General features: G+C 49.3%; 14 protein-coding genes. All 14 read right to left on the reverse strand.

Annotated features, from left to right (window positions below; all coding sequences use genetic code 11):
- Window positions 1–93: 93 nt before the first annotated feature.
- The gene (locus U719_RS13000) at window positions 94–1,257 is read right to left on the reverse strand and encodes a PDZ domain-containing protein (RefSeq protein ID WP_023469236.1); all 1,164 of its coding nucleotides are present in this window, start codon (window positions 1,255–1,257) and stop codon (window positions 94–96) included.
- Between the two features lie 22 nt (window positions 1,258–1,279).
- Window positions 1,280–2,704 (reverse strand): S41 family peptidase, encoded by a 1,425-nt coding sequence (locus U719_RS13005; RefSeq protein WP_023469237.1) that lies wholly within the window; start codon window positions 2,702–2,704, stop codon window positions 1,280–1,282.
- A gap of 94 nt (window positions 2,705–2,798) precedes the next feature.
- Entirely contained in the window at window positions 2,799–4,184 is a 1,386-nt protein-coding gene (locus U719_RS13010; RefSeq protein WP_023469238.1) for a M23 family metallopeptidase, read from the reverse strand.
- 40 nt (window positions 4,185–4,224) lie between these two features.
- Entirely contained in the window at window positions 4,225–5,124 is a 900-nt protein-coding gene (ftsX, locus tag U719_RS13015) for a permease-like cell division protein FtsX (RefSeq protein WP_023469239.1), read from the reverse strand.
- Window positions 5,114–5,800 (reverse strand): cell division ATP-binding protein FtsE, encoded by a 687-nt coding sequence (gene ftsE, locus U719_RS13020; protein ID WP_023469240.1) that lies wholly within the window; start codon window positions 5,798–5,800, stop codon window positions 5,114–5,116. Before ftsE ends, ftsX begins: the two co-directional genes overlap by 11 nt.
- 195 nt (window positions 5,801–5,995) lie before the next feature.
- Window positions 5,996–6,367, reverse strand: a complete 372-nt coding sequence (cccB, locus tag U719_RS13025) for a cytochrome c551 (RefSeq protein WP_023469241.1) — start codon at window positions 6,365–6,367, stop codon at window positions 5,996–5,998.
- Between the two features lie 115 nt (window positions 6,368–6,482).
- Entirely contained in the window at window positions 6,483–7,352 is an 870-nt protein-coding gene (locus U719_RS13030) for a YitT family protein (protein ID WP_023469242.1), read from the reverse strand.
- Between the two features lie 97 nt (window positions 7,353–7,449).
- On the reverse strand, window positions 7,450–7,953 hold the full coding sequence (locus U719_RS13035; protein WP_023469243.1) for a GNAT family N-acetyltransferase: 504 nt from the start codon (window positions 7,951–7,953) through the stop codon (window positions 7,450–7,452).
- The gene (locus tag U719_RS13040) at window positions 7,953–8,720 is read right to left on the reverse strand and encodes a bifunctional 2-polyprenyl-6-hydroxyphenol methylase/3-demethylubiquinol 3-O-methyltransferase UbiG (RefSeq protein ID WP_023469244.1); all 768 of its coding nucleotides are present in this window, start codon (window positions 8,718–8,720) and stop codon (window positions 7,953–7,955) included. Before U719_RS13040 ends, U719_RS13035 begins: the two co-directional genes overlap by 1 nt.
- Before the next feature lie 60 nt (window positions 8,721–8,780).
- The gene (gene prfB, locus U719_RS13045) at window positions 8,781–9,881 is read right to left on the reverse strand and encodes a peptide chain release factor 2 (protein ID WP_023469245.1); all 1,101 of its coding nucleotides are present in this window, start codon (window positions 9,879–9,881) and stop codon (window positions 8,781–8,783) included.
- Between the two features lie 68 nt (window positions 9,882–9,949).
- Window positions 9,950–12,469 (reverse strand): preprotein translocase subunit SecA, encoded by a 2,520-nt coding sequence (gene secA, locus U719_RS13050; protein ID WP_023469246.1) that lies wholly within the window; start codon window positions 12,467–12,469, stop codon window positions 9,950–9,952.
- Between the two features lie 3 nt (window positions 12,470–12,472).
- On the reverse strand, window positions 12,473–12,601 hold the full coding sequence (locus tag U719_RS17080) for a hypothetical protein (RefSeq protein WP_255343755.1): 129 nt from the start codon (window positions 12,599–12,601) through the stop codon (window positions 12,473–12,475).
- Window positions 12,602–12,685: 84 nt separating this feature from the next.
- Entirely contained in the window at window positions 12,686–13,249 is a 564-nt protein-coding gene (gene hpf, locus U719_RS13055; RefSeq protein WP_023469247.1) for a ribosome hibernation-promoting factor, HPF/YfiA family, read from the reverse strand.
- Between the two features lie 281 nt (window positions 13,250–13,530).
- Window positions 13,531–13,731, reverse strand: coding sequence for a cold shock domain-containing protein (locus U719_RS13060; protein WP_023469248.1), 201 nt, complete (start codon window positions 13,729–13,731; stop codon window positions 13,531–13,533).
- Window positions 13,732–13,928 lie beyond the last annotated feature (197 nt).

Below are 13,928 nucleotides of genomic sequence, written 5' to 3' on the forward strand. Positions count from 1 at the left end.
AAAAGTTTCTTTTTGCTTCGAGTGTTGATCCTCGGTTTTTCTGCTCACAAAAAAATCCCCGTCACGGCTGTTCCGTGACAGGGATGTACTAATTTAATGCAAAGACCGCACTTTAGTGCGACCATGGACCGGCTCGTTGACGAACAGGATACCAAGTTCATGATGATCTTGTTCATAGAAGGCACGTTGCGCAAACCGGATGTCACCGTTATGGTTCATGACTTCAAGACGCAGATACGGTTTGTGTTTTTGGATGGCTTCGTAGAACGATGCTTCCGAATCGACCTTCTCACCATTGACCTTATAGATCGCTTCACCCGGAATCAAGCCCATCTCGGCAGCTGGTTTATCAGGTAGCGTTCCAAGAATGACGGCACCACGCGTTCCATTGAGGAACAATGGTGTCTGTGCTCGGTTCAAGCGTTTGACCCGCTGATGCAATAGGATATGCAGAACGAGCAACAAAACGATCCCGTACAGCCATTCAGCTTGTCCGGTGACGTATGCAAGAACCGTCAATAGAATCGCGACGAGACTCGTGATCAAACGTCCTTGAACGAGCGGACGCATCAATTCTTTCGGCAACTTACCCGTAAAGAGGAAGCTGAAGCCGATTGGTAACCAAAGCACGATCGGAACGAGCTCTGGGAAGCTGTAACGTGGCCACCAGGCTTCAAGCACGTCGCCCGGAACAAAGACGAGCAAAGGCAATAGCCAAAGTTTATTCGCTGACAGCCCACCGATGAAGCGACCACGCTTCGAGACGACAAGTGACGGTGACAGGCGTCGCTTTCCGCGCCACCAGACGAGGAGACATTCCGCGACGAGCGTTAACGTCGCAAGCAATAAAATCATTTTCGGCTCAACCTGACGAACCGGATCAAGACGTGCATCCATTAGGAACCAACCGGCAAGTCCAAGCAAGACGATCGGCCAAAGCGGTACGTTCAAGCGAACGATACCGACCAACAGCAAGACGCTCGAGAGTCCAAGTAACAACAGAGCGTATTGCGGCGTCAGCGTCAATCCTAGCCAGCCACTGACGACAGACAGGACGAGACCAATTAGTAACCCAGGTAAAAGTGTTTCGAGGACATCGCTTCGTTTACCGTGTGTTCGGGAGCGGAACAATCCACGTTCCCGTTTGACACGCCGGATGCCGATGACCCAACTGACAAGGAGTGCTAACCACAAGGTCGGACTGGCGATGAGACTAATCGCGGTCCAACCAATTTCATCGAGTAATTCCACGCGCATTCAGACCTCTTTCCATTCCTTATTATTGAGCAGCGACCTCAAGTGCTTTTTTCCGCTGGACGTCATTCTTATCGTCCTCGAGTTTCTTCAGGAGACGCGTCTCCATCTCACCCGCTGTCTGCTGATCGATTTTTCCAGTGACGTCAAGCTTCGCATCCTTTTGCAAGGCTTCGACGGCTTGCTTCATCGTGTCACCGAAATACCCATTTTGTCCTTTTGGCTCGAAACCGATTGCTTCGAGGACGAGGTGAGCATTTTCGACTGATTTTCCATAGTCGCCGACTGCGAGTGACTTTTGATCAGTCAAAATCTTCGTGACGTTGAAGTACGCCGGTTGCTTGACTTCAATCGTTGGCTTAACACCTTTTTTATGAATCCAGTTGCCGTCCGGTGTCAGCCATTTGTTCGTCGTTAACTTCAAATCGCTACCGTCCTTCAAATCATAGGCACTTTGGACGATGCCTTTACCGAACGATTTCGTACCGACGACCTCGGCTCCAGCTCCTTCTTTCAGACCAGCTGCCAAAATCTCAGATGCTGACGCGGATCCGCCGTCTTCGAGCACGACGATGTTATACGGTTTCTTCTCGTCTGCCTTCCCGAATTCCTGCTGACGCTCTCCCTTATTGTTCTCGACTTGATAAATCGGAACGTCCTTCGGAATGAACGGTGCAATCATGCTTGAGACAGCCGTTAAGAGACCGCCCGGATTTCCGCGAACGTCGATGACGAGTCCATCGATATTCTGACTCTCGAGTTTCGCGAGCCCCTTCTCGAACTCTTTAGCCGTCGGTTCTGAGAACTGTGTCACTTGCAAGACACCAATTTTCTTCCCGTTGACGTCCTCGGTCGACGTATAGACTGTCTCGATTGGAATCGTATCCCGTTTGATCGTGATGTCCATCGCGTCTTGTCCACTGCGTTGAATCGTCAGGACGACGTTCGTTCCTTTTTCACCACGGATTTTCTTGACCGCCTGATCCGTCTTTTGCCCTTTCGTCGACTTGCCGTCGATTTCTAAGATGACGTCACCCGGTTTGATGCCAGCTTTTTCAGCGGGTGATCCTTTGATTGGTGAGACGATGACGATCGACTCGCCCTTTTGTTCAAGCGTCGCACCAATCCCTTCGAAGGAAGACGATAGATTCGTATTGAACGATGCCGTTTCCGACTCATCCATATAGACGGAATACGGATCGTCAAGCACTTCCGCCATACCGGACAACGCACCGTCCAGCAGTTCTTTATCCGTTACGTCCTCTAGATAGTTCTGTTCGATCATTTGACGGACCTGATCAACTTTTTTCCAATCACCCGTCGCATTCGCCGACGACGATGACGTCGAGACAGAATCCGTTCCGCCAGCCGCTAGCATCCCGACGGCACCTGCCCCTAAACCAAGCCCGAAGGTACTGACCGCGATGACTGCTGTTGTAGATTTTTTCACGCTTGATTCCCCACTTCCGTTAAAAAACGCAGTATTTTTTTCAGTATAGCAAAAAAAGATAGGTTACCCTATCTTTTCGGTATTCTATGGGATGTCAAAAGATGTACGGTGCCGGGTCGACTGCATTCGGTTGTCCGACCGCCCACTCTCCCTTATGCAATTCGAAATGCAGATGCGGTCCTGTCGACCAGCCGGTTGATCCAAGTGTGCCGACGGTTTGACCAGGCATGACCGTTTGACCGGCTTTGACATCGATTGACTCCAGGTGGGCATAAACGGTCGTATAGACCTGATCATCAATTAAGTGAGTCACCATGACGACATTGCCGTACCCCGTCGCACTGCCTGCACGCAAAACAATTCCTCCGGCTGCCGCATGAATCGGTGTCCCTTTCGCATTGACGAGATCGATTCCCTTATGAATCTCCGGCTTTCCAGTCAACGGATTGTTTCGTGGACCGAACGGTGATGAGACATAGCCTTGCACCGGTAAATGAAATGGACGATTCGAATCGACGTCTGCTGGTGTATCGGGTGTTTCAGAAGGTACTTCGACTTCATGGACGGGTGGCTTCGTTTTCTCAGCATCCGCTTCCTGTTGTTTCGCTGCAGCAGCACGCGCAGCTTCGGCTTGTCGTTTGGCTTCCGCTACTCGCTTCGCTTCGGCTTGACGTGCTGCCTCGATTGCCCGTCGCTTTGCCTCTTCTTTTGCTTTTCGTTCTGCTTCTTTCAGTGCAGCCAGTTCATTTTGAATCAACTGTCGCTGATCAGCGAGAATTTCTGCCTCTTCAGCTTTTGAGAACTGCTCTTGTTGCAACGCTTTTACCTTCGTGTTCAACTGGACGACCAGCTTTCGCTTCAACTCCGATTCCGCGATGATTTGCGTCTGCAGGACAAGTAATTTCCGTTGCTCCCGCTTCAGACTTTCGAGCAACAACGCTTGATCGGATCGCTGTTCGTTCAACTGAATGACGTTCGCCTTATATGTTTGCAGGACATCATCATCTTGCTTCATGATCTCACTGACTGTGCTGAAGCGCGAAATCAAATCACCGAAGTCTTTCGCGTCAAGCAAGACCTCGATGTAGGTAACGTCTCCTTTTTGCTGGACGGCACGTAAGCGACTGCCTAGTAAATCTTCTTGTTGATGTAATTCCTTCAACGTTTCGGAAATGGCTTCTTCCGTCAGACGTAATCGTTCCTTAGATGCAACAACAGCCGCTTGTTGATCGGCTATCTTACGCGCTAAATCATCCAAACGGCTGTTGACTTCATCCAGTTGCGCACGGGCTTCCTTGCGCTGCTGTTTCGTCAAGATCAACTTCTCTGATGTCTGATTCTGTGATCGTTCCGTCTCTTTTAGACGGCTTTCGACCTCCTGTTGTTCCTTCAACAAATCTTCTTTCGACGTGGCATGAACGGACACGCTAGTTCCAATCAAAGCTAAGCTCAGGACGACAGAATAGAATCGGACTTTCATGAGAAGCATCTCTCCTCTATTTTATTTTTAAATGAATCGATTAAATCTTCAAGAAACGACCGAGTGACGTTGTCGATCCCCAGACACCGATAAATGCACCGAGACCGAGTAAGATTAAGACGACCTCTAGTGATAATTGTCCTGGCGGAATCAGTGAGAAGATTCCTTCGTTAATCGTTGCCAGTTGAGGTTGAATCACATTATACGAGGCTTCATAACCAAAGTAGACAACGACAATTGGGATGATCGCACCCAATATCCCCATCAACAACCCTTCAACGAAGAACGGTGCACGGATGAATCCGTTTTTCGCTCCTACGAGACGCATGATCTCGATTTCCCGACGACGGGAGAAGATCGTGACTTTGATCGTATTCGAAATGAGGAACATCGCCATGAACGTCAAACCGACGATCAGGATGATTCCACCGATCCGAACTCCTTCAAGGAAGTTAAACATCTTTTTAACATAGTCCTTACCATATTCGACACTATCTATATTTTCCATTTTATTGATGGAATTTGCAAGTGTTTCTGTCTCTTTTGGTGAGGTAGCTTTGACGATGTATCGATCGTGAAGCGGGTTATCTTTTTCAACAGACCGATACGCTTGTGAACCTTCGCCAAGTTGCTCCTTGAAGCGGTCCAGTTCTTCTTCTTTCGAACTATAACGGACAGAGGCGACACCCGGTAATTGCTTCAATGAATCGCCAACTGAATCAATTTTTGCTTGGTCTGCTTCCCGTTCAACAAAGACTTGGATTTCGACATCTTTTTCGACGTTATCAGAAATCTTGTTGACGTTGAACATGAGCATTGCGAATATTCCTACGAGAAGTAGTGTGACGGTAACGGCACTGACTGAAGCGAATGTCATCCAGCCGTTCCGGACGAGACCTTTTGCCCCTTCCCGTAAATGACGGAATCCATTAAACTTCATAGCCGTACATTCCTTTCTCTTCGTCTCGGACGATTTTTCCACCGTCGATCGCTAAGACACGATGACGCATCTTGTTGACGATGTCTCGGTTGTGTGTCGCCATTACGACCGTTGTCCCACGGCGATAGATCTCTTCGAATACTTCCATGATCTCCCATGCAGTATCCGGGTCCAGGTTTCCTGTCGGTTCATCGGCGATGACGAGTGACGGACGGTTGACGATGGCTCTCGCGATCGAGATTCGTTGTTGTTCGCCCCCAGATAATTCATCCGGATAGTTCCGTTCCTTATGCTTGAGCTTGACGAGATCGAGTACCTCGAGCACCTTCTGGCGGATTTGTGACTTGTCTTCTCCTACGACCTCTAATGCGAAGGCGACATTTTCATAAACCGTCAATGACGGGAGTAGTTTGAAATCTTGGAAGATGACGCCGATTTGGCGACGAAGTTCGGGGATTTGACGGTTCTTCAACTTACCGACTTCGATTCCTTTAAATAAAAATGAACCGCTCGTTGGTTTCTCTTCGCGGTACATCATTTTCATGAATGTTGACTTACCCGCACCCGACGGACCGACGATATAGACGAATTCGCCTTGATCAATCGTCAAATCGACCTCACGGAGTGCCGTGACGCCGTTCGGATAAATCTTACTGATTCGTTGCATCTTGATCACGTACTTCACATCCTTACTTATTTACTGATGCTGAATGGATAGGTCTAAAAACCTACCGACCACCATTATAACAGGGACGAAATTGAACGCACATTACAATCAAATGTCATTTCAAGCGATGATACCATAAAAAAGAGGTACGAGATGACGAACACATGTCGTGTCTGTCATCTCATACCCCATCATATCCCATAATTACTTTTTATCCGCGAGCCAGTCAGCAACGGCAACGATTTCTTCATCCTCTTTGAGGATTCCAGCAGGCATTTGCCCTTTCCCGTTCTTGATGATCTCTTGAATCTCTTCTGAAGAGTACTTCGAGCCGACCTTCGTCAGATTTGGTCCGACATTTCCTTCAAGGTTGTTCCCGTGACACGATGCACAATTGTTCGCGAAGATTTTTTCCGCATCAACAGCTGTTTCCGTCTTCGACGAATCATCGTTCATCGTCGACTCTTCCTTCGTACTTGACGAATCGCTAGAGCTGGAGTCGTCACTACCACCACATGCTGCGAGTGCAAGCGTTGTTCCTAACCCTAACGCGAGTAACAAGTTTTTCAGCTTCATCCGGATATCCCCCTCTTGTAAGTATCTAAGTAAACACTTCTGACCTAGTTAGAGTATAACCGTTATCCGGAAGAGTTAAGCATGATTTCACAAAAACTTCACGAGTTTGGAACAATTACGGCACATTCCGGTAGCGTTTGTCGTCCGTAAAACCGAGTCCCAGCACCTCATGCGCCTCGCTGACGACGAGGAACGCTGACGGATCGATGTGTTTGACGATCTCTTTAAGCGTTGTGATTTCTCCTTGGCGGACGACGACCATCAGCATCGGTTTCCGTGTCCGCGTAAACGCACCTGCCGCCTCGATCTCCGTCGCTCCGCGATCGAGCGTTTCGAAGATTTCCTTCACTAACGCTTCCCGTTGATCGGAGATGATATAAGCGAGCTTGTCGTTCGTGATCCCGAGTTGGACGACGTCGATCATCTTGATCGTGATGAACAAGGCGACGAGCGCGTACAGTCCGATCTCAAGCGAGAAGATTGTCGCTGCACTGATGACGATCGTTCCGTCGAGCAAGGCGATACAGAGATGAAGCGGCAATTTCGTGAAGCGATGCAAAATTTGCGCAATCAAATCCATTCCCCCGGTCGAGGCACGTCCCCGGAAGATTAGACCGAGTCCGATCCCGACACCGGCACCACCGAAGATCGCGGCAAGCATCGGATTCATCGTCGCAGCCGGAACATCGAACCGCTCGTAGACAAGGATGACGACCGGTAAAAAGATCGACCCGACGAGTGATTTGACACCAAAACCCATCCCGAGGATCATCCACCCGATCGCCAGCAAGACGACGTTCGCGACGAGTTGGAACAAGCCGGGTGAGATCCCGAACAGATCGTTCAAGACGATCGATAAGCCACTAACGCCTCCTGAAGCGAGTTGATTCGGTGCTAAAAATAAACTAAAGGCACTTGCGACGAACAAGGACCCGATTAACAAATACGCATAATCGCGCACGACTTCCTGACGTGTCGATGTCATGACATTCCATTTCCCCTTATCGATTGATTCTCGTGTTTCATTTTAGCGGAAAAGTCAGACAACGACTAGAGAGGCGGAACAACTCACAGTGTTCCCTTTATACCGCACTAAAGGGGGGACTGTAGCGGACGATGCCGCTGACGCTACGCAACCCATTCCGTTCGAGTGCAAGGACGAGAAAGACTTCTGGCGGAACGGGGAACGGTGGCTCAATACCGTAGTCGATCGCCCGTTCGAAACCAAACTGTGGATAGTAGCTGTCGTGACCAAGCACGACGATATGTGATTCACCGGCATCCCGTGCATCCTCGATCACTTGGCGGATCAACTCAGAACCGATGCCCTTTCGTTGCCAAGCCGGCAACACACCGACCGGCGCTAAGGCAAGTGACGGTATGTCACCGATATGGATTCGGCTCAAGAGGACATGACCGACGATTTCTCCTTTGTCGGTCATTGCGACGCGACCAAAGACCGGTTGCGCGGTTTCGTCCTCGCGTAACGCATCCACGAGGTTCGCTTCGCTCGGTTGTTCGAACGCTGCCTCATGGACAAGCCGGATTCCCGCTGCATCCTTGAAGCCTTCTTTACGGATAATCATCAGCTATTGCTCCCTTCGAGTGGTTTCGTTGCGAGTAGCGTGAACTCGGACGGGATGTTCTCACCGTTCCAGCCACGATGCTCGTCGAATCGTTCTAATGTGAATCGCGTCGCGATGACGCCGTTTAAAATCTCACTCAGCGTAAAGTAACGGACGGAGACGTCCGGAAAATCGATTTGTTCCGCGTCCGGAAAATGTGTCTTATACGCTAAGTCACCCGCTTGCAACGCTTGATCGAAATAACGCGGTCGAAACGTCAAATCCGCATCGATCCAGCGTCCGACCGGGTGAAAATCGCTAAGGATCAACTGCCCACCGGGTCGCAAGATTGTAAACAGGATCTGCAGAAAACGCTCGAGATCCGCAAAGTAATGCAAAATCCCGCCTTCTAAGTAGAGGAGGTCAAACGTATTGCGATATCGTTCAAGATCGATCGCGTAGAGATCCCCGACGACATAGTGGATTGATGTCTCAGCATGGTGCGCCAGTTCAAGCGCGTACTTGGCATTTTCCTCCGAGATATCGAACACGGTGACGTCTGCTCCGAGTAACGCTAACGGCACCGCCTTGCGTCCGTTCGAACCACAGATGTTCGCAATCGTCTTCCCGGCGATGTCCTCGAAATCATGTCGATGTTTCTTCAAGCATGCGGCTGGATCTTGTTTGATGATTGCAGCATATTCTGCCGGTGTTCCGTCACGCTTTTCCCAAAATTCATATGCCCGGTACTCCCACGCTTGTTTGTTGATCCGACTTTGCTCCTGCATCACTATTCCTCCTTTGACGGTCAAAAAACCAGTCGAACATCGTCCGACTGGTTAGTTGTCTTACATATTCATGAGACGGAGGTACGCATCGATGAAGCCCATGATGTCACCATCCATTGCCCCTTGCGTGTTCCCGACTTCGTAGTTCGTCCGGTGATCCTTGACCATGCTGTATGGGTGGAAGACGTACGAACGGATTTGGCTACCCCATGCGATATCCGATTTTTCACCACGGATCTCGTCGAGTTTCTTTTGTTGCTCTTCGATTTCGCGTTGGTAGAGTTTCGCTTTCAACATCTTCATTGCTGCTTCACGGTTTTTGATCTGCGACCGTTCTTGTTGACAAGAGACGACGACGCCTGTCGGAACGTGGGTGATCCGGACAGCCGAGTCCGTCGTATTGATGTGCTGACCACCGGCACCAGAGGCACGGTACGTATCGATCCGTAAATCTTCCGTCCGGACTTCGATGTCGATGTCATCGTTGAATTCCGGCATGACGTCACACGAGACGAACGATGTATGACGGCGACCTGACGAGTCAAACGGTGATATCCGGACTAAACGATGGATCCCTTTTTCGGCTTTTAAGTATCCATAGGCATTGTGCCCTTGAATACGGAGCGTGACCGATTTAACACCTGCTTCATCACCCGGTTGGTAGTCCATCGTTTCGACTTTCCAGCCTTGCTTGTCGCAGAAACGTTGGTACATCCGCAACAGCATCGATGCCCAGTCTTGCGACTCGGTACCACCCGCACCTGGGTGTAACTCGAGGATTGCGTTGTTTGCGTCATATTCGCCGTTCAAGAGGATTTGGAGTTCGAAGTCTTCGAACTTCTTCTTGAGGTCGCCAAGTTCTGACTCGAGCTCTTCTTGAAGATCCGCATCCGGCTCTTCCTTGATCAATTCGTACGTCAAAGCGACGTTCTCGTGACCTGCTTCGAGTTCTTTGTATTTGTCGACCATCGCTTTTAAGCCATTCGACTCATCGATGACTTTTTGTGCCGATTCTTGGTTGTTCCAGAAGTCTGGATACGTCATCTCGTTTTCAAGTTCTTCGATCCGGGCAATCTTCGACTCGAGGTCGAGTGATGCCTTATATTCGTCGAGTTTCTTTTCCATCCACTCGGCGGTGTTGCGAATTTCTGCTAATTCCATGTGTTCCACCTTCTCTTTCCGTGAAAAGAGGCAGGAATCTCCTGCCTCTCTTTCAGTCGATTCATCACTTATGCCTGACGGCCGTGACAGTTCTTATATTTCTTACCGGATCCACACCAGCACGGATCGTTGCGTCCGATTTGATCGTTTGGATTTTTCCGGACCGGCTTTTTCTTGACCGCTTTATCTTCCTTACCCGAAACCGCGACTTCGTCTTGGACGACTTTTTCGCGTTTGAGGTTTGGATCGAGATCTGCCCGAAGGACGAATTGTGTCACTTCTTCAGCAATCGCAGCGTTCATCGCATCAAACATCATCGAACCTTCCGATTGGTATTCACGGAGCGGGTCGTTTTGACCGTATGCCCGGAGGTGAATCCCTTCACGGAGTTGATCCATTTGATCGATATGGTTCATCCAGTGTTGGTCAACGGCACGAAGAACGATGACTTTTTCGAACTCATCGAATGCTTCGGCTGGTACTTCTGACCGTTTGTGCTCATAGTGTGCGAATGTCCGCTCTTTGAGCAACTCGATGATCTCTTCGCGTTCTTTTCCGAAGAGGTCGCTTTCCGTGACCTTCTCTTCGATCGCAAGCGTCTGGTTTGCCCATTCCGCAAGCGCACCGATGCTCCACTCTTCCGGTACGAACTCGACCGGCGTGTACTGATGGACGCCTGCTTCGATCGTCTGCTCAATCATCGGACGGACGATATCTGACACGGAACCCGCATCGAGAATTGCTGCCCGGTCCGCGTACATGACTTTCCGTTGGTCCGCCATGACGTTATCGTAGCCGAGGACTTGTTTCCGCGCATCAAAGTTGTTGCCTTCGACGCGTTTTTGAGCCGATTCAACGGCACGAGACACCATCCGGCTCTCGATTGGTTGCGAATCATCCATCCCAAGACGATCCATCATCGACTGCAATGAGTCTGAACCGAAACGACGCATCAACTCATCTTCAAGTGACAGATAGAATTGTGATGCCCCTGGATCTCCTTGACGACCAGCACGACCACGGAGCTGGTTATCGATCCGGCGTGATTCGTGACGTTCTGTCCCGAGGATGAAGAGACCACCTTTATCTAAGACACCTTCACCAAGCTTGATGTCGGTACCACGACCGGCCATGTTCGTTGCGATCGTGACCGAGTTCGCTTGACCGGCGTTCTCGATGATTTCTGCTTCACGCGCATGGTTCTTCGCGTTCAAGACTTCGTGACGAATGCCACGTTTCTTGAGGATGTTACTGAGTAACTCCGACGTCTCAACGGCAACCGTACCGACGAGGACAGGTTGCCCTTCGCGGTGGGCACGTTCGATTTCGTCTGCGACGGCAGCGAACTTCCCATTCATTGTCTTGAAGATTAAGTCCGGCATATCGTTTCGGACGACTGGTTTGTTCGTCGGAACCGGTACGACGTGCATGTTATAGATGTTACGGAACTCTTCTTCCTCCGTCTTCGCTGTACCCGTCATCCCGGCAAGCTTCGTATACATCCGGAAGAAGTTTTGGTACGTGATCGTCGCAAGTGTCATCGATTCGCGTTGAATCTCGACGCCTTCCTTCGCTTCGATCGCTTGGTGCAGACCTTCTGAGTAACGACGCCCTTCCATGACACGACCTGTGAACTGGTCGATGATCATGACTTCGTCTTCACGCACCATATAGTCGACGTCGCGATGCATGACGGCGTTTGCTCGCAGTGCGAGGCTCAAGTGATGGTTAAGTGAGACGTGCTCGAGACCAAACAGGTTATCGATGCCGAAATACTTCTCAGCCCGGTCGATCCCTTGCTCCGTCAACAGGACACTCTTCGTTTTGATGTCGACCGTGTAGTCTTCATCTGCTTTCATGATTTTCGCGAACGTGTCCGCTTGCGAATAGAGCGCTGTCGATTTCTCGGCAGACCCTGAGATGATGAGCGGTGTCCGCGCTTCATCGACGAGGATTGAGTCGACTTCATCGACGACAGCGTAATGGAGCGGTCGTTGGACACGGTCTTCTTTATACAGGACCATGTTGTCACGCAAGTAGTCGAAACCGAACTCGTTGTTCGTTCCGTACGTGATGTCACAGCTGTAGGCTGCTTGTTTTTCCTGACGCGACATGCTTGAGAGATTCAAGCCGACCGATAGACCAAGGGCCGCATAAAGAGGTTCCATGATGTCACGGTCACGTTTTGCAAGATATTCGTTGACGGTAACGACGTGAACGCCGTTGCCAGCGAGGGCATTCAAATAAACAGGGAGTGTTGCGACGAGTGTCTTACCTTCCCCGGTCTTCATTTCGGCGATGTCCCCGTTATGCAGGACATATCCACCGATCAACTGAACGCGGTAGTGGCGCATGCCGAGAACGCGTGTTGACACTTCGCGACAGACCGCGAAAGCTTCCGGTAAAATATCATCTAAGTCTTCTCCGTTAGCGAGACGCTCACGGAATTCAACGACTTTTCCTTCGAGTTCTTGATCCGATAATGCACCGATTTGTGTCTCGAATGCTTCCACAGCGTCTGCTGCTTTTTCGGCTTTCTTCAGGACACGTTTCGTTGGTGCAAATAATTCTTTTAGAAAATTAGCCATGCCTTACAGTCCCCTTACTTCGAACGATTCTTTGAACGAACAGAATTCCGAGATTTTTCCTTTATTCAGTGTACCGAATACGACGTCAAATTTCAACAAGCGGACCGAGTAGCGGTCTCGGTCTTTCGTCATAGAGCAAACGTATCGTGTTTAAAAATAGTTTTCCATCATATCAAAAAGGGACTCGCCCGTAAGAGCGAGTCCCTGTTGCATTCATTATTCTGGTTCAATCAAACCGTAACGACCATCCTTACGACGGTAGACGACGTTCGTGTTGCCCGTTTCTGCGTCTGAGAAGACGAAGAATGCGTGTCCGAGCATGTCCATCTGAAGAATCGCTTCTTCCGTGTCCATTGGTTTGAGTGTGAAACGCTTCGTCCGAACGAGTTCGAGTTCTGCCTCGTCCTCTTCATAGACTGGCGCTTCCGCTTCCGGTCCTTCGAGCGTTTTGAAGTACTCTCCGATGCCGCCTTCTTTAGCGCGTCCTCTCCGGTTCAACTTCGTTTTGTGTTTCCGGATTTGACGTTCGAGCTTATCGACGACGAGGTCGATGGCTGCATACATATCGCCATTGATATCCTCTGCGCGGAGCAAGAGGTTTGGCATTGGAATCGTCACTTCGACTTTTTGCTTCTCATTGTTGACTTTGAGATTGACATAAGCCGTTTGCGCTTCCGTAGGAGTTGTAAAATAACGAGTTAACTTTTCAAGCTTTTTCTCGACGTAATCCTTGAGAGCATCTGTGACGTCCAAGTTTTCACCGCGAATGTTGTAGATCATGTAAACTCCTCCTTAAGTAACCGGTTGAACCTATGAATTCGAGATGATCCAGTCGTTTCCTTCTGAATATTCGAAATTCTTTTGGTTCGTTTTTATTATAGCACGATAAGTGAAGGAAGACCATGAAAACGATGACATTCTCATGAACGTTCACTCCGATTCTTAGCGTACGATAATATTGAAGCATGTTGATGTTAACGTATATACCCGTTTCAAATAGATTCAAAACAAAAAACCGCTTTTAGGCGGATGGCCTAAAAACGGTGGCGGCTGCTATTGGATTAGATCTTTGAAACGTTCGCAGCTTGTGGACCACGATCGCCTTCAACGATTTCAAATTCCACTTCTTCGCCTTCTTCAAGTGATTTGTAGCCATCGACTTGAATCGCTGAGAAGTGTACGAAGACGTCTTTCGCGTCAGACGTTTCGATGAATCCATAACCCTTTTCAGCATTAAACCATTTGACTTTACCTTGTTCCATTCGAATTCACGTTCCCTTCGCAAACCAGAGTACGAGAGCAAGCTCTCACGAATTAGTCTATCAAAAGAAGGAATTATTGACAATTAAAAATTCTGATTATTTAGAAACCATTACCACGTAATTATCAATTTCCACCAAGACATTGTTCTATATTTCAAAAAATTACATTGTCATTACATTTGTAATATTGTATTATA

Origin of the sequence: Exiguobacterium sp. MH3 (assembly GCF_000496635.1) — a bacterium.
In the GTDB taxonomy this organism is placed as follows: Bacteria; Bacillota; Bacilli; order Exiguobacteriales; family Exiguobacteriaceae; genus Exiguobacterium_A; species Exiguobacterium_A indicum.

Coding starts and splice junctions, on each gene's coding strand:
- U719_RS13000 (WP_023469236.1), bottom strand. CDS start 1,257: ATGCGCGTGGAATTACTCGATGAAATTGGTTGGACCGCGATTAGTCTC.
- U719_RS13010 (WP_023469238.1), bottom strand. CDS start 4,184: ATGAAAGTCCGATTCTATTCTGTCGTCCTGAGCTTAGCTTTGATTGGA.
- ftsX (WP_023469239.1), bottom strand. CDS start 5,124: ATGAAGTTTAATGGATTCCGTCATTTACGGGAAGGGGCAAAAGGTCTC.
- cccB (WP_023469241.1), bottom strand. CDS start 6,367: ATGAAGCTGAAAAACTTGTTACTCGCGTTAGGGTTAGGAACAACGCTT.
- U719_RS13030 (WP_023469242.1), bottom strand. CDS start 7,352: ATGACATCGACACGTCAGGAAGTCGTGCGCGATTATGCGTATTTGTTA.
- U719_RS13035 (WP_023469243.1), bottom strand. CDS start 7,953: ATGATTATCCGTAAAGAAGGCTTCAAGGATGCAGCGGGAATCCGGCTT.
- U719_RS13040 (WP_023469244.1), bottom strand. CDS start 8,720: ATGCAGGAGCAAAGTCGGATCAACAAACAAGCGTGGGAGTACCGGGCA.
- prfB (WP_023469245.1), bottom strand. CDS start 9,881: ATGGAATTAGCAGAAATTCGCAACACCGCCGAGTGGATGGAAAAGAAA.
- secA (WP_023469246.1), bottom strand. CDS start 12,469: ATGGCTAATTTTCTAAAAGAATTATTTGCACCAACGAAACGTGTCCTG.
- U719_RS17080 (WP_255343755.1), bottom strand. CDS start 12,601: ATGACGAAAGACCGAGACCGCTACTCGGTCCGCTTGTTGAAATTTGAC.
- hpf (WP_023469247.1), bottom strand. CDS start 13,249: ATGATCTACAACATTCGCGGTGAAAACTTGGACGTCACAGATGCTCTC.
- U719_RS13060 (WP_023469248.1), bottom strand. CDS start 13,731: ATGGAACAAGGTAAAGTCAAATGGTTTAATGCTGAAAAGGGTTATGGA.